Here is a 21557-nt window from a genome sequence, read left to right as displayed (position 1 = left end):
CAACTTTTCGGGGGCAGTCCATACCTGTGGGAGCTGGCTTGCCGGCGATAGGGCCGGAACTGACCACCTATGCTTGGTGTCGTCCATGTATGCGCCCCTCCATGAAAACTTTCATCGCCCTCGCCATCCTGGCCCTGATCGCCACCGCCGCCCTTCTCGGCTCGCCCTGGATGAACCAGCGCTTTCACATGCCAGCGGAAAAAAACCATGCCCAACAACGCGAAACGGCCGGGTCCCTGAGGGAGCCGGCCGTTTCGAGAAGCGAGTGACGCTTAGTGCTGCTTGCCAGTGCGGATCTGGTGCACCACACCCATCGCCACCACGATTGCCGCGGCGATACCGGTGGAGATCACCAGGATCTGGTAGTCAGGCATGAAGGCCATGGTTACCAGGGCGGCCACGATGAACGCGATCACCAGGTAGGTCAGCCATGGGAACAGCCACATCTTCAGGCGTACTTCCTTGCCTTCGGCAATCAGCTTGCGGCGCATGCGCAGCTGCGAGAAGGCAATCACCAGGTAGACCAGCAGGGCAATCATGCCGGTGGTGTTCATCAGGGTTTCCAGCACGTCTTTCGGGCGCAGGGTCTCGCTGAAGTTGATCAGCGCACACACCACGGCCACGGCGCACGAACCCATGATCGCGTACACCGGTACACCGGTGCCGGCGCGGGTGATCTTGAAGAACGACGGCGCGTCGCCACGCTGGGCCAGGGAGAACAGCATGCGCGAAGCGGTGTAGTGGCCCGAGATCAGGCAGCTGCTCACCGAGGTCAGCACCACGAAGTTCATCAGCAGCTCGGCATACGGCACGCCCAACAGCTCCAGGGTGCGGCGGTAGGCGCCATAGCCGGAAACGCCCAGGTGCGGGTCGTTCCACGGTACCAGGCAGACGATCAGGAAGATCGAACCCACGTAGAACAGGCACACACGCCAGACCACCGAGTTGGTCGCCTTGACGATCTGCGCGGCCGGGTCCTTGGCTTCGGAAGCGGCGATGGTGACGATTTCCGCGCCGAGGAAGGCGAACATCACCCCGAGCAAGGCACCGATCACGGTGGTGATGCCATTGGGCATGAAACCTTCGGCGGTGAGGTGGCTGATGCCACGCACTTCACCGAACTGCCAGATGTTCAGCACGGCAGCGGTACACACGATCAGGAAGCAGACGATCGCGATCACCTTGATCAAGGCGAACCAGAACTCGAACTCACCGTAGTGCTTGACGTTGAAGAAGTTGACGGTGATCAGCAACAGGGTCGTGGCCAGCACGAACACGTTGACGCTGACGTCGGGGAAGAAACCATGCAGGATCTTGCCCGCCACATAAGCTTCCCAGGCCATGAGGATGACCCAGTACCACCAGTACAGCCAGCCGATGGTGAAACCGGCCCAACGGCCGATGGCGCGATCGGCGTAGGTGGAGAACGAACCGGTGTCTGGCGAGGAAGTCGCCATTTCACCCAGCATGCGCATGATCAGTACCACCAGGATGCCGCCTGCCAGGTAGGCCAGCACAGCGGCTGGGCCGGCGCTGTGAATCACGCTGCCGGAACCGACGAACAAGGCGCCGCCGATAACCCCGGCGATCGACATCATCGTCAGGTGGCGCGACTTGAGCGAGGCACTGAGCTTGCTCTCGTGCCCGCTTTTCGCGGTGGTGGTTGTGGATGTTGCGTCCATCAGTTGTGTACCCCGTGCTTCTTTTTATCCAAGGAAATCTGTGAAACCCCGATGGCTGGCGGTTTCACGTACATCAGTGCTAATGCGCGCAGGATGGTGTGAGCGAACACACGCAGGCCCTCCATGGCGGCCTGCTGACGCGCCCCAGGGCAGGCGCCTGGGGCGAACTGAACATGCTTTAGGTGGCGATATCTGACACCTAATGTAAAAATGTCCGACGCAGAGAGCCATGCACAGTGGCATGAAACTCGCACTGCACTGTACAGGTCGCCCATGCAATACACCTTGCAAACGCCGGGCGATACGCAACCTGAAGGCCCAAATGTTTGAATTACATCCAGACTCCTCGACCCCGCTGGTGAACCAGATCATCGACGGGCTGCGCGAGCTGATCGACAACCAGACCCTCAAGCCAGGCGCCAAGGTCCCCTCGATCCGCGCCTTTGCCGCGAGCTATTCGGTGAGCACCTTCACCGTGGTCGAGGCCTACGACCGTCTGGTCGCCCAGGGCCTGCTGGTGAGCCGGGGCAATGCGGGGTTCTTCGTCAACCGCGCGGCGGGCGAATTGCTCGACCCGCACAACGCCGAAGCCGACACCAGTCGACCAACGTTCAACTCCGAGTGGTACCTGCAGCAGATCTTCGAAATCCGCCAGCTGCCGTTCAAGCCTGGCTGCGGCTGGCTGCCCAACGACTGGATGTACGAAGACGGCCTGCGCCGCGGCCTGCGCCAGGTGGCCGGCAGCCCGCTGGAGCTGTCGGGCTACGGCGACCCCATGGGCCTGATGGAGCTGCGTGCACTGACCGCACAGAACCTGCAGCAGGAACTGTCGATCGTCGCCAACCCGGCGCAGCTGATGCTCACCCATGGCGCCAGCCAGGCCCTGGACCTGGCCGCGCGCACCCTGGTGCGCCCGGGCGACGTGGTGCTGGTGGACGACCCCGGCTACCCCAACCTGATGAGCATCCTGCGCACCCAGGGCGCAACCCTGGTCGGCGTACCGCGCACACCGGCCGGCTACGACCTGAACCAACTGGAGCAGTTGCTCACCCATCACCGCCCCACTGCGTTCTTCACCCAGCCGCACCTGCACAGCCCGACCTGCTCGCGTACCCCACTGCCGCAGTTGCACCGCCTGCTGCAGCTGGCCAGCCAGCACGGCTTCCGCCTGGTGGAAAACAACCTGTATGCCGACATGGTCGCCGAACCGCAGCCGTGCCTGGCCAGCCTCGACCACCTGCAGCAGGTGGTGTACGTGGGCAGCTACTCCAAGAGCATTTCGCCCAATGTGCGGGTCGGCTACATGCTGGCCAACCCCGAGCTGATGCAGAAGCTGCTGCACCTGAAGATGCGCTCGGGCCTGACCACTTCGCAGGTGATGGAGCGCGTGGTGTATGCCGCGATCATCGACGGGCGCTGGCGCAAGCACCTCAAGCGCCTGCGCCAGCGTTTGGCCGAGGCGCACCAGGAAGTTGGCCGGCATCTGCATCGGTTGGGCTTCGAGCTGTTCATCGAGTCGGATGAAGGGATGTATATCTGGACCCGCCACCCGGCGATTCCGGACAGCGCGGCGTTGCTGGATGATGCGTTGGAGAAAGGCATCATGCTCGGGCCCGGGCAGTTGTTCATGGTCGATGCCAAGGCGACCGGGTGGATGCGGTTCAACGTGGCGTTCAGTACCGAGCCGGCGATGTGGGAGTTGCTGGAGAAGGTGTTGGTGAAGCATGTGCGCCGGGGTGGGGTGTAACGGGCTGCTTCGGCTATCCGTGCGCCCACCTTGCGCTCATGGGCTGCCTGCCCCGGCCTCTTCGCGGGTAAACCCGCTCCCACATGGCTCCCACCAGCCTTGAGGTTAGTGATACCCCTTTGGGAGCGCCCTGCTGAAAGCCCAAGGGCTTCGCGATCCCTGTGGGAGCGGGTTCACCCGCGAAGAGGCCGGCAGCCATTCCTCGGCTGCCGGCCCCTGGCACTTATCGCCAGTCCGCCTTGTCGGCAAAGAACGCCTGCGCATTCGCCTCCAGGCTCTCCAGGTGATACCCCCCTTCCTGCACGATCAGGCACGGCAAGCGCATCGCCCGAATCCGCTCGCCCAATACCGCAAACCCTTCAGTCGTCACCGCCACCTTGCTCTGCGGGTCCAGTTCGTAGATATCGAACCCCAGCGACAACACCAGCACCTCGGCGCCAAAGTCCTTCACCGCAGCCAGCGCGATCTCCAGTTCGCCCATGAAGTCCGCTTCGCTAGCCCCATGCGCCATCGGCAAGTTGAGGTTGTACCCCTCCCCCGCACCGCTGCCACGCTCGTCCGCGAACCCGGCCACACCCGGGTAGAAGTTGGTGGGGTCGCCATGCACCGACACATACAGCACATCCCGGCGGTCGTAGAAGATTTCCTGAATCCCCTGCCCGTGGTGCATGTCGGTATCGAGGATGGCCACGCGGCTGTAGCGGCTGCGCAAGGCCTGGGCAGCGACAGCGGCATTGTTGATGTAGCAGAAACCACCGGCCGCATCGAAGCGCGCATGGTGGCCTGGCGGTCGGCACAGGGCATAGGCCGCCGGCTCGCCGTCGAGAATGGCCTTGGCACCGGCCACTGCGCTTTGCGCAGACCAATAGGCCGAGCGCCAGGTGTGTTCGCCTACCGGGCAGCTGCCGTCAGCCAGGTAGCGCCCGGCCTGGGCGAGGATGCCGCGCAGGGCGTTGGGTTCACGCACGAAGATGTTGGACATGACCTCGTCGCCCCAGTCCTCGGGTACTTCCTTCCAGCGCGCATGGGCCTCTTCGAGGAAGGCCAGGTAGGCCTCGCCATGCACTGCCTTGAGCGGCTCGAGGCCGGCGTCCTCAGGTTGACGGATGTCGAAACCCAGATCCTTGGCCGCCTGCAGCAGGCGCTGGGCGCGTTCGGGGACTTCCTGCGGGGTGCGCATGGCGCCGCGCGAGTAGTAGCTGCGTGGGTGATGCAGCAGTTGTTCGGGGTGGAAGTAGCAACGCATCAGGCGTCTCCTTGTTCGATAAGGCCCGCGCGGGCCAGCACGGCATTGAGCAGTACATCGGCGCCCTGGCGGGCGTCGTCGGGCAACACGTCTTCGGCTTCGTTGTGGCTCAGGCCGCCGACGCAAGGGATGAACACCATGGCGGTCGGGCAGTAGCGGGCCAGCAGGATGGCGTCGTGGCCGGCGCCGCTGACGATCGACTGCTGGGCATAGCCCAGGCCATCCACCGCCTGCTGCACGGCGGCTACGCAATCGGCATCGAATGGTGTGGCCGGGCTTACCCAATGGCGCTCGATACGCACTTGCAACCCGCGCTGATTGGCGATGGCTTGCAGCTTCAACGTCAGGTCGCGCTCCATCGCCTCGATGGCTTCATCCCGGTGATGACGCAAGTCGACGGTGAACTGCAGCAGCCCCGGAATGGTGTTGCGCGAGGACTTGGCGATGGACAGTTCACCCACCGTGGTCAGGCCTTCGGGGGCAAAATCGGCAGCCAGTTGCTCGACCGCCTGGATCATCCGTGCGGTGCCGTACAAGGCATCCTTGCGCAGCGGCATCGGCGTGGTGCCGGCGTGTGCGGCCATGCCTTCGACCGTGACGTCGAGCCATCGGATGGCCTGCCCGCCGCTGACCACGCCAATGGCCTTGGCGTTGTCTTCAAGGATCGGGCCTTGCTCGATATGCGCCTCGAAATAGGCATCGACCTGGCCGCCCAGCGGGCGCCGGCCGGCGTAACCGGTGCGTTGCAGTTCGTCGTTGACACTGATGCCATCGGCATCGCGAATGGCCAGCGCTTCGTCCAGTGCCAGGGTGCCGGTGAACACCGCCGAGCCGAACATGGCCGGGGTGAAGCGGGCGCCCTCCTCGTTGGTCCATACGGCGATTTCCAGCGGTTTGCGCGTCTGGATGTTCAGGTCATTGAGCCGGCGCACCACTTCAAGGCCCGCCAGCACACCGTAGACGCCATCGAAACGGCCGCCCTCAGGTTGGGTGTCGAGGTGGCTGCCCATCATCACCGGCGCTGCATCGGGGTCGCTGCCAGCACGGCGAGCGAACAGGTTGCCGATGGCATCCACAGTCAGCGTCAGGCCGGCTTCGCGGCACCAGTGGCTGAACAGTTCACGGCCAGCCTTGTCCTCGTCGCTCAGGGCCAGGCGGCAGCTGCCGCCACGGGCGGTAGCGCCAATTTCGGCCATGGCCATCAGGCTCGCCCACAGGCGTTCGCCATTGCTTTTCAACATGTGCGGGTACTCCAGAAAAAAGCGGTTCGATCAGGCCAGTTCCAGGCGCTGGCTGCGGGCGTACTGGCGCGCCAGGGCGAGCACGCAGACCAGCGAAATAGTGGCGATCAGGGTGTAGAACACCGCCATCGGCCACCATTGGCCGGTGAAGGTGTGGGCCAGCCAGGTACCGATCAGCGGGGTCAGGCCGCCCGCGATGGCGCCGCAGATCTGGTAGGCCAGGGAAATGGCGGTGTAGCGCACGCGGGTGTCGAACATGCCGCTGACATAGCCGGCGATCACCGCGTAGAACGACGCCATGCACGCGGCGGCCAGGGCGATGCCGAGTACGATCAACGGGCCCTGGCCCGAGCTGACCAGCACGAACATCGGGTAAGGCGAGGCCATCGCCAGCAGCGCGACCAGGGCCAGGAAGCGGGTGGCGCCGATCTTTTCCGATAGCCAGGCGGCCAACGGCTGCACGCAGAACTGGATGATCGCCACGAAGAACAGGCACTCCAGGATCAACGAACGCTCCAGGTGCAACTGCTGGGTGGTGTAGCTGATCATGAAGGTGTTGGTGAAGTAGACCCCGGCAATACCCAGGGTATTGGCACCGATGCACAGCAACAGCGGGCGCCAGGCCGTGCGCAGCACTTCGAATACCGGGGCCTGCTCCTTGCGCCGGGCCTTTTCCGCCTGCTCGCGGCTGGCGATGAACTCGGGCGACTCATTCACCCCCAGGCGAATCGCCAGGCCCACCAGCAGCAACAGCGCGCTGGCCAGGAACGGCACGCGCCAGCCCCAGTTCATCAGGTCTTCTTCCGGCAGGCGGGTGACCGCGCCGAAGGCCAGCAGCGACAGGATCAGGCCCGCCGGGCTGCCCAGCTGGGCGAACGAGGCGAAGAAGTTGCGCCGGCCCTTGGGTGCATGCTCACCGGCCATCAGCACCGCCCCGCCCCACTCGCCGCCCACGGCAATGCCCTGGACGATGCGCAGCAGGATCAGCAGTACCGGCGCGCTGGCGCCGATTTGTGCGTAGGTCGGCAGCAGGCCGATGCCCACGGTGACGATGCCCATCATCAGCAAGGTGATGACCAGCGACTTCTTGCGGCCGATACGGTCGCCCACGTGGCCAAATACGATGCCACCCAGCGGCCGGGCGAAGAAGCCGACGGCGAAGGTGCCGAACGCGGCCATGGTGCTGAACAGGCTGTTGTCGGAGGGGAAGAACAGCGCGCCGAACACCAGGGCGGCGGCGGTGGCGTAGATGTAGAAGTCGTACCACTCGATCATGGTACCGATGAACGCGGCGGCGGCGGCACGACGTGGCTGGGGGGAAGCGGTGGGCTTCATGGGGGCTCCTTTGCTTGTTGTTCTGGCAGGAGTTGTTGGGGGCACGAGGGCGCTCTTGTGGCGCTTGGCTTGTTGAATCGGTGTTGGCTTCTTCGCGGGCTTGCCCGCTCCCACAGGGTCACCACAGGTTTCGAATGCTGCGCAGTACCTGTGGGAGCGGGCGAGCCCGCGAAGAAGCCAACACCGACTCGGCAGGCCCCGATACCCGCAATTTATCGGCCCGGGGCTATGATTAGTCAATTTTCTATTTATTATTCGAAATATTAGCCCTGCTTATTATCGAGCCCTGCCATGCCCGACCGTCTGCTCAACGACCGCCTCGACTGGAACCTGCTGCGCACCTTCCGGGTCATCGGCCAGGAGCTGTCCATCAGCCGTGCGGCCGCCCGCCTGCACCTCACCCAGCCGGCAGTGAGCCAGGCGCTCAAGCGCCTTGAAGAACAACTTGGCCGCCAGCTCATCGCCCGCCGCGGGCCGCGCTTCGTGCTGACGGAAATGGGCGAGCAGCTGTTCCAGCTGGCCGGCGAGGTCTATGGGCAGATGTCGCAGATCGGCGGCTTGCTGGAGCAGCCGGCGGACGAACTGGTGGGCAAGGTACGCCTGCTGATGATCAGCCGTATCGTCAACGAACGCTTCGACGACTTCCTCGCCGACGTCCACCGCCAGCACCCGCGGGTGGAGCTGGAGATCGACGTGATGCGCAGCTCCGACATCGTCGCCGCCCTGCAGGAAAAAACCGCAACGGCGGGCCTCAGCCTGAACCGGCGTGCGCAGCCACGGCTGGAGCAACGGTTGTTCCTGCGCCAGCGCTATGCGTTCTTCTGTGGCAAGCACCATGCCCTGTTCGGCCAGGACGAAGGCGACCTGCAGCGGGAGAACTTCGTCAGTTTCACCAGTGACCAGATTGGCGGCATGCTGTCGCCACTGACCATTTTCCGCGACCAGCAAGGGTTTGCCGGGCGGATCGTGGCATCGTCACCAAGCCTTGAAGAAGTACGCCGGCTGGTGATCGCCGGGTTTGGCATAGGTTGCCTGCCCGAGCATGTGGTGGCGCCGGATGTAGACGCCGGGTTGCTGTGGAAGCTGCCGCCGCAGGAAGGGATTGCCGATGTGGATATCCACCTGTTGTGGAACAGGGAGCAACGCTTCAGCCGGGCAGAAGAGGTGTTTATCGAGGCGTTGCAGCAGAGCCTTGACTGAACGCATAGCTGGGGTCGGCGAGCACTGGACACGATAGTGGCCAATTAGTAGCATCCAGACCAACTGAACATTACGGACAATCTCAGTCATGGATCGAGCTACCGGGGTCATTCGACGCCCCATTCATCACCCCATCCGCCCCTTGATCACCTGGGAAGAAGCATGGAAGGGGCCCGACGAGGGCTTGATCCGCTGCTGGGAGATTGGCCGTGAGCGGGCTCTGGCCCATCCAGAACTTGCCCGGCACTGCGCCGATGGCGCACTCCCGGTGCTAGGTTGGAAAGGTGGCCATGATCGCGCTTTGAAGAAACCGATGAAGTACGGTTCGTTCAAGTACCTGGCGCAATGGCAGGGCCTTCGCGGCGAGGATCTGTTCATCGATACGCGAACAGAGCTCACCCTGACCTGTAATCACACCGGCATGCTGACAACGTTCACACCGGACCAGGAAAAATACGCCAATGCTGTGATGCTGATGGAATAGCAACGAGGAACAGGGGGATTGTGAGCGAAGCTCATTCGTAGCGCGCGGCGTTTGCAGGATGGCTACACCGCTGATGATGTTTACCGCTTCTGAGCGGATCGATACACCTCGCTACGCTCGCGCTTGCCAACCGATACCACCACTACAACGATACGCTCGTCCTCGACTCGATAGACGAGGCGATATCCAGAGGCCTTGAGCTTGATTTTGTAGTGGTTCGGCAGGTCACGCAGCGCGTCGGCCTGTACCTTGGGTGACTGCAGGCGCTCGGCGAGTTTTTTCTTGATCTGTTCGCGCACGGTGTGGCCTAGCTTGCCCCACTCTTTCAGTGCCGAAGGCAGGAATTCGAGTTTATAGGTCATCCAGGGATACCGGTACGCCTTTTTCACCCAACCTCGACTTGGCCAGTTCGCTCAATTCGAGATCTTCCAAGCGTTCCATCATGGCCTCGTACAGTTCGGCCGGCACCATGTAACCCATCACGCGGTTGTGATTGAGCACGGCGACGGGCATACCCGCAGCGCCGGTCATCACCGCGGATGGGTTCTTTTTCAGTTCCGACACGCTTACGGCCACGTCAGCGAATATGTTTTGCATGTTTACACCCTCAATAGAGAGCCATATTTTGGTCCATATATAGGACACAAACAAGTCGTCACTGCTCAAGCACAGAGGTAAGACACGACAGGCGAAATGCCGTGTTTGTGGGAGATCGCCCAGCCCTTTGAATCCAACGCGGTGCATGGCACCGGCTGCGCCGGTGTTCGCGGCTAAAGCCGCTCCCACAGGGTCCCTGCTAACTCAATGAGTCATTTGCAGTTCCATGAGGAGCGGTCGGGGTCAGGCTGTTGCCAGTGCCGGGTAGTCGGTCAGGCCATGGGCATCACCGCCAAACAGCGTGGCCCGTTCGTGCTCGGCCAAGGGCGCATTCAGCTTCAGCCGCGCCGGCAGGTCCGGGTTGGCCACGAATGGCCGGCCGAAGCCGATCAGGTCAGCCCAGCCCTCCTCCAGCGCGCGCCTTGCACGTTCGCCGGTGTATTTGCCGGCATACACCATCACCCCGGGGAACACCGCCCGCAGCTGTTGCTTGAAGTCCACCGGCATGTCCGGCGCGTCATCCCAGTCGGCTTCGGCAATGTGCAGGTAGCCGATGCCGATTTCGCCCAGGCGTTTGGCCGCTGCAGTATAGGTGGTGACCGGGTCGGCATCGACACAGCCATTGAGGGTGGTCAGCGGCGCCAGCCGTACACCTACGCGCTGGGCGTCGCCGGTGCACTCGACCAGCGCACGGGTGACCTGGTCGAGGAAACGCAGGCGGTTTTCCAGCGAACCGCCGTAGCGGTCGGTGCGGTCGTTGGCGCCGGAATCGAGGAACTGGTTGACCAGGTAACCGTTTGCCGCGTGCAACTCGACACCGTCAAAACCGGCCGCCATGGCGTTGCGCGCAGCCTGGCGGTACTGCTCGATGATCTCGGCAATTTCCGCTTCGCTCAACGCGCGTGGTTTCGAGGCCTGGACAAAGCCTGGCGTGCCGTCGGCATTGTCGATGAACACGTTCACGCCTTCGGCCTGCATCGCCGAGGACGACACCGGTGCCTGGCCGCCGAGCAGGCTGCTGTGGCTGAGACGGCCGACGTGCCAGAGCTGGGCGAAGATGCGCCCGCCTGCGGCATGTACCGCCTCGGTGACCAGGCGCCAGCCGTCGATCTGCGCCTGGGTGTGGATACCCGGGGTACGGGCGTAACCCTTGCCCAGTGGCGAGATCCAGGTGCCTTCACTGACGATCAGCCCGGCACTGGCGCGTTGTGCGTAGTACTCGGCCATCAGCGCGGTCGGTACATCGCCAGGCTGGGCGGCGCGGGAGCGGGTCATCGGCGGCATCAGCACGCGGTTGGGCAGGTTAAGGGCGCCGAATTGCAGGGGTTGGAACAGCGGATCTTGAGTCATTACGTGCATCTCCGTAAGGCAAATCAGGGGTCAGGCGCGGCTGACGACAGGTTGTGGCTGGGCAGGTACACGGCGGTCGAGGCGGCCGCTGTACAGGGTCAGGGCCAGGGCTCCAAGGGTGACCAGCGCGGCAATCCATGGGGTGTGGCCAAGGCCGAGCTGTTGCACCACCTGGGCACCGCCCCAGGAGCCACCGGCCACACCCAGGTTGAAGGCGGCGATGTTGAAACCGGCAGCCACGTCGACTGCGTCGGGGGCGACCTTTTCCGCCTGCTGCACCACGTACACCTGCAGGCCCGGCACATTGCCGAAGGCCACCGCGCCCCAGGCCAGTACGGTGATAACCACCAGCACCGGATGCGGTGCGGTGAAGGTCAGCGCCAGCAGCACCACGGCCAGCAGCAGGAAGATGATCGACAGTGCCTTGACCGGGCCTTTGCGGTCGGCCAGGCGGCCGCCCCAGATGTTGCCCAGGGCAACCGAAACGCCGTAGGCGAGCAGCACCAGGGCGACGCTGTTGGCGCCGAAGCCGGCGATGTCCTGCAGGATCGGGGCAAGGAAGGTGAAGGCGATCAGCGAGCCGCCGTAACCCACGGCAGTCATGGCATACACCAGCAGCAGGCGCGGTTGCAGCATCACCCGCAGTTGGCGCAGCAGCGGTGCCGGCTGGCTGTGCTGGATGCGCTTGGGCACGAACAGCAGTGCGCCAAGCAGCGCCACCAGGCCGAAGGCAGCCACCACCAGGAAGGTCACGCGCCAGCCGAAGTGCTGGCCGATGAAGGTACCCAGCGGGATACCGGTGACGAAGGCCACGGTCATGCCACTGAACATGGTGGCGATGGCGCTGGCGGCTTTTTCTTTCGGCACCAGGCTGGTGGCGATGATCGAGCCGACCGAGAAGAACACCCCGTGGGCCAGGCCGGTGAGGATGCGCGCCATGATCAGCGATTCGTAGCTGGGCGCCTGCCAGGCCACCAGATTACCGGCGGTGAACAGCGCCATCAGGCCGACCAGCAACAGCTTGCGCGGGACGCGGCCGGTCATGGCGGTGAGCAGGGGCGCGCCGATGGCGACGCTGAGGGCGTAAAGGCTGACCAGCAGGCCGGCCGAAGGCAGGGTGACCGCCAGGTCATTGGCGATGGTCGGGATGAGGCCGACGATCACGAACTCCGTGGTGCCGATGGCGAAGGCCGCCAGGGTCAGGGCTAACAAGGCGAGAGGCATTTGAGAATCACCTGTGGAAGGTTGGGATGGGTGAATTCTCGGGGGATGTGGGGATGGGAAAAAGGTAGGGATCGGACAATGAGTTTTGATCTGGAAGCAAAGGTTGCGACTGGGCTGTTGCGAAAGGGTCAATCTTTTCTATTGCCTGGACAGACGCATTCGCGGGCACGCCCGCTCCCACAGGTACAGCGCTGTTTCAAATGCAGCGCAGTACCTGTGGGAGCGGGCGTGCCCGCGAATGGAGGGCGAAGCCCTCCCCTTGCGTTGATCTCGCCATGCTCAACCGACGAAATGAACGCATCCCAGGCTGGCAAGATCGAGACCGCCCAAGTCATAATTGTTAATAGTTAAGTCCCAGGAGGTCTCATGCAAGATCTACGTCAGTTGCGCTACTTTGTAGCCGTCGCCGAATGCGAGAACGTCGGCCGGGCCGCCGAGCAGCTGCATATTTCCCAATCCCCCCTCAGCCGGCAGATCGCCCAGCTGGAGGACAACCTTGGCCTGGCGCTGTTCGAACGGCGCAACCAGCGCCTGTACCTGACCAGGGACGGGCGCACCTTCCTGGCCGAAGCGCGCGGCCTGCTCAAGCATGCCGAGCGCCTGGAATCGCTGGGCAAGCGCCTGGGCCGTGGCGAGGAAGGCGGGCTGTGCATCGGTTACGTCAACCACGCCATCCACGCCGGCGTGCTGCCAGGCGCGGTGCGGGCGATTCGTGGCGAGCGCCCGAACATTCACATTGCGCTGTACAACATGACCCCCAACGAACAGTTCGAAGGCCTGCGTCAGCGCAGCCTGGACATTGCCCTGGTTTGCGAGCCGCCGCCAAAGAACGACCCCGACCTGCGCGGCCAGCCGGTGCTGGACGACCCATTGCTGCTGGCCATCCCGGCCGCGCACCCGCTGGCCAGCAAGGCCGAACTGACCCCCGCCGACCTGCACGAACAGGACTGGATCATCACCGGTGGCCAGCCCGACCAGGGCCACAAGCGTGACGATTTCATCGCCCGCTGTGGCGATGCCGGCTTCACCCCGCGCCTGTCGCTGGAGGCCAACGACCCGCTGAGCGTGCTCGGCCTGGTGTCCGCCGGCCTGGGCCTGGCCATGGTGCAGAGCAGCCTGTCGGCCAGCGCCGGGCCGACCGTGATGCTGCGCCAGCTGGACTGGTTCCAGCCCAGCGAGCAGTTGTGGGCGGTCTGGCACCAGGTCGACTTGCGGCCGATCGTGGGCATTTTCCGCGAGCGGGTGCTGGCATTGGCCGAGCAAGGGCTTGATAAGTCAAACCAGGTCTGAACTCAGTCGAATTACGTCTTTTACAGTCTGACCGCGCTTCACTAGGATGGCTCCTATCGATGCAACTCACCCACAGGAGCCATTCCATGAACATCGACCTCGGCGGACGCACCGCCATCATCAGCGGCTCGACCGGCGGTATTGGTCTGGCTATCGCCCGCGGCCTGGCCCGCGCCAACGCCGACGTAGTCATTGCCGGCCGCAGCCAGAAGTCGCTGGATGCCGCCCTGGCCGAACTGCGGGAGCAAGGCGGCCGTGGGCAGATCCACGGTGTGGTCGCCGACCTGGGCACCGCCGCCGGTGCCGAAACTCTGTTCGCCGCCCACCCAAGGGCCGACATCCTGGTCAACAACCTGGGCATCTACGACGACGTCGACTTCTTCGACGTGGCCGACAGCGAGTGGACGCGCTTCTACGACACCAACGTGCTGAGCGGCGTGCGCCTGGCCCGCCACTATGCCCCGGGCATGGTCGAGAAAGGTTGGGGGCGGATCCTGTTCATCTCCTCGGAATCGGGCATCGCCATCCCTGCCGACATGATCAACTACGGCGTCACCAAGGCTGCCAACCTGGCGGTATCGCATGGCCTGGCCAAGCGCCTGGCCGGCACCGGGGTAACCGTGAACGCAGTGCTGCCCGGCCCGACCCTGACCGACGGCGTGGCCGCGCTGGTGGCTGATGCAGCCCAGGCGTCCGGGCGCAGCATTCGTGAAGAAGCCGACAACTTCGTGCGTACTGCACGGCCGAGCTCGATCATCCAGCGTGCCGCCGATGTCGACGAAGTCGCCCACCTGGCGGTGTACCTCGCCTCCCCTTACTCGTCCGCCACCACCGGTGCAGCGCTGCGGGTCGACGGCGGCGTAGTCGACAGCCTGGCTATCTGACTTCACCCCCGGCTACCCGTCGACCGAAGCGCTGTTCAAGGCCATGTGAATTGGGGCTGCTTTGCAGCCCATCGCAGGCAAGCCAGCTCCCACAGGTACAGCACCCGCCCGGAGCCTGTGCAATTCCGGTGGGAGCTGGCTTGCCGGCGATGGGGCGCACAGCGGCCCCGCTTTTTTGTCTTCCAGTCAAAACACCTTGCCGTCACCGCACCTGTTTCCCCCTCTTGATCCCCGCTAGCCTGCCGCCCACACCCGTCTCGAAAGGACCCGCACCATGCCAACCGATCATCAAGCCTGGGCCTGGACCCCGAACGCCGGCCTCGACGGCCTGCAACTGCTGCGTAAACCCCTGCCACAACCCGGCCCCGGTGAGGTGCTGGTGGCCAACCGCGCCATTGCCCTCAACCCGGTGGACTGGAAAATCTGCGAGTGGGGCCACCCTGCCTGGCAGCAAGGCACGGTCCCGGGCGTGGATGGCGCCGGTGTGGTAGTCGCCGTTGGCGCAGGCGTCGACATGCCGTTGGGTAGCCGCGTTGCCTACCACCAATCGCTGGCGCGTGACGGCAGCTTTGCCGAGCACTGCCTGCTGGATGCCAGCCTGGTGATGCATATACCCAGTGCGCTCGGCGACACCGCCGCGGCCGCCGTGCCCTGCCCCGCCCTGACCGCCTGGCAGGCCCTGGCCAAGGTGCCCGAAGGTGCCAGCCGCGACGTGCTGGTGATCGGCGCCGGTGGCGCGGTGGGCTTCTACCTCGCGCAACTGGCCGCGCAACGCGGCCTGCGCGTGTGGCCCAGTGCAGGCCAACGCCACCACGCCACGCTCAAGGCCCTTGGTGTAAGTGGGGTGTTCGACTACCACGACGCCGACTGGCAGGACCAACTGCAGGCCGCCCTGGGCGAGCGCTCGCTGCATGCCCTGTTCGACACCGTCAGCGGCGCCCATGCCGGCAGCCTTGCCCACCTGCTCGGCTACAACGGCCACCTGGTGTGCATCCAGGACCGCCAGGAAACCGCGCCAACGCCCGCCTTCGGCACGGCGATCTCGCTGCATGAAGTGGCGCTCAACAGCATTCATGCCCATGGCCGGTTGGCGGATCGTCAAGCCCTGCGCGTGGCCGGTGAACGCCTGCTGCAGGCCGTCGCCGATGGCAGCCTGATCGCGCCACAGCGCCGCGAGTTCGCCTTCTCGGCACTGCCACAGGCTCTGCGGCAGCTGAAAGAGGGCCAAGGCGCAGGCAAATGGGTGACGCGCCTCGACTGAACGCCGTGTGCGAGAACTTGGATCCCATTCTGCTACAAGGTATGCTGGGCAATAGCTAAACGCCACTACCCAGGCAGGCTTCGTGCCTGCCTTCAAGGACGAACCCTTTGCCCAGCCACCCTACCCGTCACACCATCGCCCGCCAGTGGCAGCTGCTCAAGCTGCTGCCCGGCCGCCACCCGGGGATGAGTTCCACCCAGTTGCAGGCCGCCCTGACAACCGTGGGCCATATCACCAGCAAACGCACCGTCGAACGCGACCTGGTCGAACTCGCAGCGCTGTTCCCGCTGCAGTGCAATAGCAAAGGCATGCCCTACGGCTGGTACTGGCAACCGGGCCTGAACCTGGGTGAAGCGCAACAGCTGCAGCCCGATGCGCTCACACCCCCGGAACAGGTCGAGTTGCACGCCTGGGTCGATGATGCGCTGGCCCGGCGCCTGGAAGCGGCGCCCCTGTCGGCAGATATGCAACTGACGCTGCAAGCGGACGGTGGCGCCACCCTGGTCGCCACCGTCAACGACAACCGTGCGCTGATGGGCTGGCTGCTGTCCCAGGCCGGCTCGATCCGCGTGCAGGCGCCGCAGGCGCTGCGCCAGGCCATGCTCGAGCAGTTGCGCCAGAGCCTGGCGCTGCACGCGGGTGGTTGTTGACCGGCAAGCAAAAGTCATTGTCCCCCGGGCCGCTTTTTCCCATAGCTGGCCCTGCGCAGAATCTGCTCCTGACAACGCCTCACTATCAGGAGTACCCGATGAAACGCTTCAAGCCCCTGCTGCTCGCCGTCGCCCTGGCGACCACTGCCCAGGCCACCCTGGCCGCCGACTGGCAGACCTCGCCCTACGGCAAACAGGATGAAATCGGCGCCGCCAACCTGCTCACCCCCGAAGTGGTCAAGCAGGCGGTCGGCCTGGTCAAGACCGGCAAGACCTACCCGCTGGCCGTACCGGTAAGCAAAGACCTGCCGGCCTTCCGCCACCGCAGCTTCCACCTGTACAACATCCAGCCTGGCGAACAGGCCGGCCAGACCCTGGGCCGCAACAAGTTCAGCTTCAACGATGAACTGGTCAACGGCTGGACCGGCGTCGGCACCCAACTCAACGGCATCGGCCACATCGGTATCGACAACGTCTACTACAACGGCAACAAGGCTGCCGATTTCGTCACGGTCGAAGGCGTGACCAAGCTGGGTGTGGAAAAAGTACCGCCAATGGTCACCCGCGGCGTGGTGCTGGACATGACCGCTCACTACGGCAAGGCCATCGTGCCGGGCGGCACCTCGTTCACCGTCGACGACATCAAGGCCGTGCTCAAGAAAGAAGGCATTACCCTGCGCAAGGGTGACGTGGTGCTGTTCAACACCGGCTGGCTGGAACTGATCGGCAAGGACAACCAGCAGTTCCTCGCCACCGAACCGGGCATCGACCTGCCGGCAGCCGAGTGGCTGGCTGACCAGGGCATTGTCGCCTTTGGTGGCGATACCTGGGCTTCGGAGGTGTACCCGAACCCGACCGGTGAAGAATTCCCGGTCAACCAGTTCATGCTGGCCAAGCGCGGCATCTACAACCTGGAGCTGATCGACACCCGCGCGCTGGTGAAGGACAAGGCGTTCGAGTTCCTGTTCGTGCTGGGCCAGCCGCTGTACAAGGGCTCGACCCAGGTGAACATCAACCCCGTGGCGATTCACTGATCGCCGCGCCTGAAGGCTGACACGGTACCTGTGGGAGCGGGTTCACCCGCGAAGAAAGCGACACGGTGCATGGCACCGGCTTCGCCGGTGTTCGCGGGCTTGCCCGCTCCCACAGGTACCGCGCATTTTCTGAGCTCCGCGCCAAACCTGTGGGAGCGGGCAAGCCCGCGAAGGGCCGCAAAGCGGCCCAATTTGCCTAACTGACCGGGATTAGGGTTCACCCGCTCCCACAGGGGCCTGCGTTCAGTCAGGCGATTCAGAAGGTACCGGGGAACGCCCCACCATCGATCAACAGGTTCTGCCCGGTGATGTACCCGGCATGCGCACTGCACAGGAACGCGCAGTAAGCGCCGAACTCGCCGGCACTGCCAAAGCGAGCCGCCGGGATGGCCTTGCGTCGCGACTGGGCGGTGGCTTCCACATCGCCACCTGCCGCCTTCAAGGTCTTCTGCAGGCGCGCCGTGTCGAACGCCCCAGGCAGCAAGTTATTCAGCGTCACGTTGCTGCCCGCCAGGCGCTGCTGACGGGCCAGGCCGGCGATGAAGCCGGTCAGGCCACTGCGCGCACCATTGGACAAGCCAAGAATATCGATCGGCGCCTTCACCGCGCCGGAGGTGATGTTCACCACCCGGCCGAACCCGCGCTCGGCCATGCCATCGACCACCGCCTTGATCAGCTCGATGGGGGTAAGCATGTTGGCGTCCAGTGCCTTCAGCCAGTCCTCGCGGCCCCAGTCGCGGAAGTCGCCCGGGGGCGGGCCACCGGCATTGTTGACCAGGATGTCCACCTGCGGGCAGGCTGCCAGCAGCGCCTGGCGCACCTCGGCGTCGGCGACATCACCGGCCACGGTGCGCACCTCGATGCCCGGGCAGGCCGCGCGCAACTCGGCGGCGGTCTGCTCCAGGGTGGCCTGGGTGCGGGCATTGATGACCAGGTTGACGCCTTCTTTGCCCAGCGCCTCGGCGCAGCCTTTGCCCAGGCCCTGGCTGGCCGCGCAGACGATGGCCCAGCGGCCGGTAATGCCTAGATCCATTGGGTTGCTCCTTGATGCAATGCAGTTACAGGGTCACTGGATCGGCGAAAACGCGGCAGGCATCAACAGCTTCGATTCCATCCGCACCAGCATCGGGAAGGCCACGGGGATGAAGCGCTCCAGCCAGTCCGCATCGCGGTACAGGGCGGCGCGGCGCTCGATGCGGTCGTCAAGGCTCTCGTAGGCCCAGATGTGCACCACCTGGTTCAGTTCGCCAATCTCGGTGTACCACCAGCCCACCAGCTTGGCGTAGCGCGAGATCACCGGCAAGCCTTCCTTTTCGAAGTGCTCCAGGTACTGCTTCATCTTGCCGATGTGCAGGGTGTAGGTACGCATTTCATAGAACATGGTCGTGGTTCCGTAAGAGATTCAGAGGTTGCCGTGGTAGGCGTCGGTGATCAGGCGCTCGACATCACGCGCGGTGGTCAGGCGTGGGTTGACCAGCACGTTGCCGCTGCGCATCGAGTCGCTGACCATCTGCGGCAGGAACTCCAGGTCCACGCCCAGTTCACGGATGGTCGAGGGAATGCCGATGGCCTGGTTCAGGGCCACCACCGCATCCACCGTGCGGGCCGCGGCCTGCTCCACGCTGAGCCCGGTCACATCGGCGCCCAGGGCAATGGCGATGTCGCGGAAGCGCTCCGGGCAGGCCGGCAGGTTGAACTTGATCACGTAAGGCAGCAGGGCGGCATTGGCGATGCCATGGGGAATGTTGAACACCCCGCCGAAGGTGTGGGAAATGGCATGCACGTTGCCCAGCTTGGATTGCGAGAACGCCACCCCGGCCAGGAACGAGCCCAGCAGCATCTGCTCGCGGGCCGCCATGTCGGTGCCGACGAAGTAGGTTTTTTCCAGGCTGCCGGCAATCATGCGAATGGCCTGCAGGGCCATGGCCTGGCTGATCGGGTTGGCCTGGCGCGACACATACGACTCGATGGCATGGGTCAGGGCATCCATGCCGGTGGCGGCGGTGATGGCCGCGGGCAGCTTCAGGGTCAGTGCCGGGTCGAGGATGGCCAGGCGCGGGAACAGCCGCGGGCTGACGATCACCGTCTTGAACAGCGTGCGCTTGTTGGTGAACACGGTCGACGCCGTGCATTCGCTGCCGGTACCGGAGGTGGTCGGGATGGCGAAGATCGGCAGCGGCGGCTGGGTCAGTTTGTCGTAGCCCTCGTAGTCGAGGATGTTGCCAGGGTTGGTGGCCATCGCCGCCACGCCCTTGGCGGTGTCGATGCTGCTGCCGCCGCCCACGCCGATCACGGCGGTGCAGTTGCGCTCTTTCAGCAGCGCCACGGCAGCGTCGAGCACGTCGGTGCTGGGGTTGGCTTCAACGGCGGAGAACAGCTGGTAGTCTATGCCCGCCTGCTCCAGCGAGGCGAAGAAGCCGGCCAGGATGCCAGCGTCGATCAGGCCCTGGTCGGTGACCACCAGCAGGGTGCCGTCCACGTACGGCTTGAGCAGCGCACCGGCCTGGTCGGCCAGGCCCGCGCCACATTTAGCAATGGTGGGGAAATGGAACTGGAATTGGCTCATGAGGGGTCCTCAGGCAACTGCGTTGTTCTTGTTGTGCCCGCCGTGACGCTGGCGGGCCGTGCCGGGGCAATCTAGAGCGCGGGCCAGGGCCGCCGATAATGAAAAGAGCTGATCCGCCNNGGCGGATCAGCTCTTTTCATTACCTGCACTGCCGGCAGCGCTCCAACAATCGGCCTGCGTAGTTGCTACGCCTCCCGATAATCACAACAACGAGCTCCTGCGATGAAGACCATCCCCTCCCCGGCCGACCTGGCGCTGCCCGCTGCGGCCCCGATGACCACGGTGCGCTGGCGCATCTTCCTGATCCTGTTGCTGCTGACCGCAATCAACTACATCGACCGCGCCTCGCTGTCGGTGGCGCTGCCGCTGATCGCCCCCGAATTCAACCTGACGCCGGCCATGGAAGGGCTGATGCTCAGTGCGTTCTTCTGGTCCTATGCCTTGATGCAGATCCCTGGCGGCATGCTGCTGGACCGCTTCCACACCCGCGGCATCATTGGCGCGGCAACCGTGGCCTGGGGCCTGTTCCAGGCACTGGGCGCGGCCTCGCACAACTGGCTGGTACTGCTGCTGACGCGCATTGGCCTGGGCGTGGCCGAGTCGCCGATCATGCCCGCCGGGGCCAAGCTCAATGGCGCCTGGCTGACGCCTAACGAACGTGGCCGTGGCGCGGTGCTGGTGGATGGCGGCGCGCCGCTGGGCAGCGCCCTGGGGGCGATCCTGATTTCCGGGCTGATCGCCTGGCTGGGTTCGTGGCGGTTGGCCTTCGTGGTGGCCGGGGTCGGCACCGTATTGGCCGGCATCCTGGCGTGGAAGTACATCCGCAACCACCCCAGTGAGCACCCGGGGGTGAACGAGGCCGAGCTGCGCCACATCACCGAAGGCAACGCCAGCGCCCATGCCGCGGCAGCCAAGGCCAGCCTGCCGCTGCGCGAGCTGCTCAAGGACCGTTCGATCTTTGCCATGTTCGCCGGCTACAGCTGCATCCTGGCAGTGTTCTACGGCCTGCTGACCTGGATGCCGAGCTACCTGCACAAGGCCCATGGCCTGAACATTTCGGCCATGGGCGGGGCGACCTTCCTGATCTTCATGTGCGGGTTTGTCGGCGAACTGATCGGCGGCTGGATCGGTGACCGCTGGCGGGCCAGCGGTGCCTCGCCGAACCTGGTGATGCGCACCATGTTCAGCGGTTCGGCGCTGGTGGCGGCGCTGTGCATCCTGGCGGCAGCCTATGTGGGCGAGACCGTCGCGGTGATCAGCCTGCTGTGCGTGGCGATGTTCTTCATCCGTTGGTGCGGGATGTACTGGTGCCTGCCGACGATCATCGGCGGGCCGTCGCGCACCGGCGTGCTGGGTGGCACCATGAACTTCTGCGGCAACATGGCCGGGGTGCTGGTGCCGATCGTGATCGGGCTGATCGTGCAGTTCACCGGGGATTACTTCTTTGCGCTGATCTTCTTTGTGGTGGCTGCGGTGTTGATTGCGGTGTTTTCCAGCTTGATCGATTACCGCGAGCGGCAGTTCTGAGATCGAGATTGCGATATATCTATGTGGCTTCAGCCGCGAACACCGGCGTAGCCGGTGCCATACATCGCGTCGCCTGCTTCGCGGGCATGCCCGCTCCCACAGGTACGGCGCAGGCTTCGGGCTCGCGCTGTACCTGTGGGAGCGGCCGTGGCCGCGAACACCGGCGCAGCCGGTGCCATCCACCGCGTCGCCTGCTTCGCGGGCATGCCCGCTCCCACAGGTACGGCGCAGGCTTCGGG

21 protein-coding genes are annotated in these 21557 nt (G+C 64.6%); 10 read left to right on the top strand and 11 right to left on the bottom strand.

Annotated features, from left to right (window positions below; all coding sequences use genetic code 11):
- Positions 1 to 89: 89 nt before the first annotated feature.
- Entirely contained in the window at positions 90 to 269 is a 180-nt protein-coding gene (locus B2790_RS16380; RefSeq protein WP_075044800.1) for a hypothetical protein, read from the top strand.
- Between the two features lie 3 nt (positions 270 to 272).
- Here B2790_RS16380 and B2790_RS16375 read toward each other — a convergent pair whose 3' ends face one another.
- Complete coding sequence (locus tag B2790_RS16375) at positions 273 to 1682, bottom strand: amino acid permease (RefSeq protein ID WP_025338600.1); 1410 nt, start codon at positions 1680 to 1682, stop codon at positions 273 to 275.
- A 322-nt stretch (positions 1683 to 2004) separates the two neighbouring features.
- On the opposite strand from B2790_RS16375, the gene B2790_RS16370 reads away from it, so the two are divergent.
- The gene (locus B2790_RS16370; RefSeq protein ID WP_015269943.1) at positions 2005 to 3429 is read left to right on the top strand and encodes a PLP-dependent aminotransferase family protein; all 1425 of its coding nucleotides are present in this window, start codon (positions 2005 to 2007) and stop codon (positions 3427 to 3429) included.
- 223 nt (positions 3430 to 3652) lie between these two features.
- On the opposite strand, the gene B2790_RS16365 is transcribed toward B2790_RS16370, so the two are convergent.
- The 3 genes from B2790_RS16365 to B2790_RS16355 are packed head-to-tail and all read right to left on the bottom strand — an operon-like array spanning position 3653 to position 7251.
- A complete protein-coding gene (locus B2790_RS16365) occupies positions 3653 to 4675 on the bottom strand; it encodes a histone deacetylase family protein (protein WP_286919230.1) in 1023 nt (340 codons plus the stop codon).
- On the bottom strand, positions 4675 to 5916 hold the full coding sequence (locus tag B2790_RS16360; protein WP_286919229.1) for a Zn-dependent hydrolase: 1242 nt from the start codon (positions 5914 to 5916) through the stop codon (positions 4675 to 4677). Before B2790_RS16360 ends, B2790_RS16365 begins: the two co-directional genes overlap by 1 nt.
- A gap of 30 nt (positions 5917 to 5946) precedes the next feature.
- The gene (locus B2790_RS16355) at positions 5947 to 7251 is read right to left on the bottom strand and encodes an MFS transporter (protein ID WP_025338598.1); all 1305 of its coding nucleotides are present in this window, start codon (positions 7249 to 7251) and stop codon (positions 5947 to 5949) included.
- A 291-nt stretch (positions 7252 to 7542) separates the two neighbouring features.
- Here B2790_RS16355 and B2790_RS16350 point away from each other — a divergent pair, with 291 nt between their 5' ends.
- Positions 7543 to 8451, top strand: coding sequence for a LysR family transcriptional regulator (locus B2790_RS16350; protein ID WP_286919228.1), 909 nt, complete (start codon positions 7543 to 7545; stop codon positions 8449 to 8451).
- An 88-nt stretch (positions 8452 to 8539) separates the two neighbouring features.
- Positions 8540 to 8935, top strand: coding sequence for a hypothetical protein (locus B2790_RS16345; RefSeq protein WP_286919227.1), 396 nt, complete (start codon positions 8540 to 8542; stop codon positions 8933 to 8935).
- Between the two features lie 80 nt (positions 8936 to 9015).
- Here the strand turns inward: B2790_RS16345 and B2790_RS16340 are convergent, their stop codons facing one another.
- The 4 genes from B2790_RS16340 to B2790_RS16325 all read right to left on the bottom strand — a co-directional run bounded on the left by B2790_RS16340 (position 9016) and on the right by B2790_RS16325 (position 12106).
- On the bottom strand, positions 9016 to 9297 hold the full coding sequence (locus B2790_RS16340; protein ID WP_003259987.1) for a type II toxin-antitoxin system RelE family toxin: 282 nt from the start codon (positions 9295 to 9297) through the stop codon (positions 9016 to 9018).
- Positions 9287 to 9532, bottom strand: coding sequence for a type II toxin-antitoxin system Phd/YefM family antitoxin (locus tag B2790_RS16335; RefSeq protein WP_013972043.1), 246 nt, complete (start codon positions 9530 to 9532; stop codon positions 9287 to 9289). Before B2790_RS16335 ends, B2790_RS16340 begins: the two co-directional genes overlap by 11 nt.
- A 243-nt stretch (positions 9533 to 9775) precedes the next feature.
- Positions 9776 to 10882 carry an alkene reductase gene (locus B2790_RS16330; RefSeq protein WP_286919226.1) on the bottom strand — a complete coding sequence of 369 codons (1107 nt, stop codon included), beginning with the start codon at positions 10880 to 10882 and terminating at the stop codon, positions 9776 to 9778.
- A gap of 30 nt (positions 10883 to 10912) precedes the next feature.
- Complete coding sequence (locus B2790_RS16325; protein ID WP_025338595.1) at positions 10913 to 12106, bottom strand: MFS transporter; 1194 nt, start codon at positions 12104 to 12106, stop codon at positions 10913 to 10915.
- A gap of 366 nt (positions 12107 to 12472) precedes the next feature.
- Here B2790_RS16325 and B2790_RS16320 point away from each other — a divergent pair, with 366 nt between their 5' ends.
- The 5 genes from B2790_RS16320 (at position 12473) to B2790_RS16300 (ending at position 17225) form a co-directional block, all read left to right on the top strand.
- Positions 12473 to 13396, top strand: a complete 924-nt coding sequence (locus tag B2790_RS16320) for a LysR family transcriptional regulator (protein WP_137163569.1) — start codon at positions 12473 to 12475, stop codon at positions 13394 to 13396.
- 86 nt (positions 13397 to 13482) lie between these two features.
- The gene (locus B2790_RS16315; protein ID WP_025338593.1) at positions 13483 to 14280 is read left to right on the top strand and encodes an SDR family NAD(P)-dependent oxidoreductase; all 798 of its coding nucleotides are present in this window, start codon (positions 13483 to 13485) and stop codon (positions 14278 to 14280) included.
- A 274-nt stretch (positions 14281 to 14554) separates the two neighbouring features.
- Entirely contained in the window at positions 14555 to 15541 is a 987-nt protein-coding gene (locus B2790_RS16310) for a zinc-binding dehydrogenase (protein WP_286919225.1), read from the top strand.
- Between the two features lie 107 nt (positions 15542 to 15648).
- A complete protein-coding gene (locus B2790_RS16305; protein WP_286919224.1) occupies positions 15649 to 16191 on the top strand; it encodes a WYL domain-containing protein in 543 nt (180 codons plus the stop codon).
- 98 nt (positions 16192 to 16289) lie between these two features.
- Complete coding sequence (locus B2790_RS16300) at positions 16290 to 17225, top strand: cyclase family protein (protein ID WP_025338590.1); 936 nt, start codon at positions 16290 to 16292, stop codon at positions 17223 to 17225.
- 256 nt (positions 17226 to 17481) lie between these two features.
- Here B2790_RS16300 and B2790_RS16295 read toward each other — a convergent pair whose 3' ends face one another.
- From B2790_RS16295 to B2790_RS16285, 3 genes are read right to left on the bottom strand one after another with little or no spacing between them, the layout of a single operon-like run.
- Positions 17482 to 18258, bottom strand: coding sequence for an SDR family oxidoreductase (locus tag B2790_RS16295; protein ID WP_025338589.1), 777 nt, complete (start codon positions 18256 to 18258; stop codon positions 17482 to 17484).
- A 33-nt stretch (positions 18259 to 18291) separates the two neighbouring features.
- Positions 18292 to 18606: an NIPSNAP family protein gene (locus tag B2790_RS16290; RefSeq protein ID WP_013972037.1), complete on the bottom strand. Its 315-nt coding sequence runs from the start codon at positions 18604 to 18606 to the stop codon at positions 18292 to 18294.
- Positions 18607 to 18627: 21 nt separating this feature from the next.
- Positions 18628 to 19791: an iron-containing alcohol dehydrogenase gene (locus B2790_RS16285; protein ID WP_286919223.1), complete on the bottom strand. Its 1164-nt coding sequence runs from the start codon at positions 19789 to 19791 to the stop codon at positions 18628 to 18630.
- A gap of 222 nt (positions 19792 to 20013) precedes the next feature.
- On the opposite strand from B2790_RS16285, the gene B2790_RS16280 reads away from it, so the two are divergent.
- A complete protein-coding gene (locus B2790_RS16280) occupies positions 20014 to 21318 on the top strand; it encodes an MFS transporter (RefSeq protein WP_286919222.1) in 1305 nt (434 codons plus the stop codon).
- Positions 21319 to 21557: the final 239 nt, after the last annotated feature.

The sequence above is a fragment of the Pseudomonas sp. UBA6753 genome (genome assembly GCF_002453565.1).
GTDB classification, from domain to species: domain Bacteria; phylum Pseudomonadota; class Gammaproteobacteria; order Pseudomonadales; family Pseudomonadaceae; genus Aquipseudomonas; species Aquipseudomonas putida_Z.
Note: the sequence above shows the minus strand (reverse complement) of the source record. Positions and strands in the feature narration are given on the sequence as shown.

What these genes read in the sequence shown, in the direction of transcription:
- B2790_RS16315 (WP_025338593.1), top strand. Translation starts at nt 13,483, where the DNA reads ATGAACATCGACCTCGGCGGACGCACCGCCATCATCAGCGGCTCGACC.
- B2790_RS16300 (WP_025338590.1), top strand. Translation starts at nt 16,290, where the DNA reads ATGAAACGCTTCAAGCCCCTGCTGCTCGCCGTCGCCCTGGCGACCACT.
- B2790_RS16285 (WP_286919223.1), bottom strand. Translation starts at nt 19,791, where the DNA reads ATGAGCCAATTCCAGTTCCATTTCCCCACCATTGCTAAATGTGGCGCG.
- B2790_RS16345 (WP_286919227.1), top strand. Translation starts at nt 8,540, where the DNA reads ATGGATCGAGCTACCGGGGTCATTCGACGCCCCATTCATCACCCCATC.
- B2790_RS16325 (WP_025338595.1), bottom strand. Translation starts at nt 12,106, where the DNA reads ATGCCTCTCGCCTTGTTAGCCCTGACCCTGGCGGCCTTCGCCATCGGC.
- B2790_RS16280 (WP_286919222.1), top strand. Translation starts at nt 20,014, where the DNA reads ATGAAGACCATCCCCTCCCCGGCCGACCTGGCGCTGCCCGCTGCGGCC.
- B2790_RS16375 (WP_025338600.1), bottom strand. Translation starts at nt 1,682, where the DNA reads ATGGACGCAACATCCACAACCACCACCGCGAAAAGCGGGCACGAGAGC.
- B2790_RS16380 (WP_075044800.1), top strand. Translation starts at nt 90, where the DNA reads ATGCGCCCCTCCATGAAAACTTTCATCGCCCTCGCCATCCTGGCCCTG.
- B2790_RS16330 (WP_286919226.1), bottom strand. Translation starts at nt 10,882, where the DNA reads ATGACTCAAGATCCGCTGTTCCAACCCCTGCAATTCGGCGCCCTTAAC.
- B2790_RS16355 (WP_025338598.1), bottom strand. Translation starts at nt 7,251, where the DNA reads ATGAAGCCCACCGCTTCCCCCCAGCCACGTCGTGCCGCCGCCGCCGCG.
- B2790_RS16310 (WP_286919225.1), top strand. Translation starts at nt 14,555, where the DNA reads ATGCCAACCGATCATCAAGCCTGGGCCTGGACCCCGAACGCCGGCCTC.
- B2790_RS16350 (WP_286919228.1), top strand. Translation starts at nt 7,543, where the DNA reads ATGCCCGACCGTCTGCTCAACGACCGCCTCGACTGGAACCTGCTGCGC.
- B2790_RS16335 (WP_013972043.1), bottom strand. Translation starts at nt 9,532, where the DNA reads ATGCAAAACATATTCGCTGACGTGGCCGTAAGCGTGTCGGAACTGAAA.
- B2790_RS16290 (WP_013972037.1), bottom strand. Translation starts at nt 18,606, where the DNA reads ATGTTCTATGAAATGCGTACCTACACCCTGCACATCGGCAAGATGAAG.
- B2790_RS16370 (WP_015269943.1), top strand. Translation starts at nt 2,005, where the DNA reads ATGTTTGAATTACATCCAGACTCCTCGACCCCGCTGGTGAACCAGATC.
- B2790_RS16365 (WP_286919230.1), bottom strand. Translation starts at nt 4,675, where the DNA reads ATGCGTTGCTACTTCCACCCCGAACAACTGCTGCATCACCCACGCAGC.
- B2790_RS16295 (WP_025338589.1), bottom strand. Translation starts at nt 18,258, where the DNA reads ATGGATCTAGGCATTACCGGCCGCTGGGCCATCGTCTGCGCGGCCAGC.
- B2790_RS16360 (WP_286919229.1), bottom strand. Translation starts at nt 5,916, where the DNA reads ATGTTGAAAAGCAATGGCGAACGCCTGTGGGCGAGCCTGATGGCCATG.
- B2790_RS16340 (WP_003259987.1), bottom strand. Translation starts at nt 9,297, where the DNA reads ATGACCTATAAACTCGAATTCCTGCCTTCGGCACTGAAAGAGTGGGGC.
- B2790_RS16320 (WP_137163569.1), top strand. Translation starts at nt 12,473, where the DNA reads ATGCAAGATCTACGTCAGTTGCGCTACTTTGTAGCCGTCGCCGAATGC.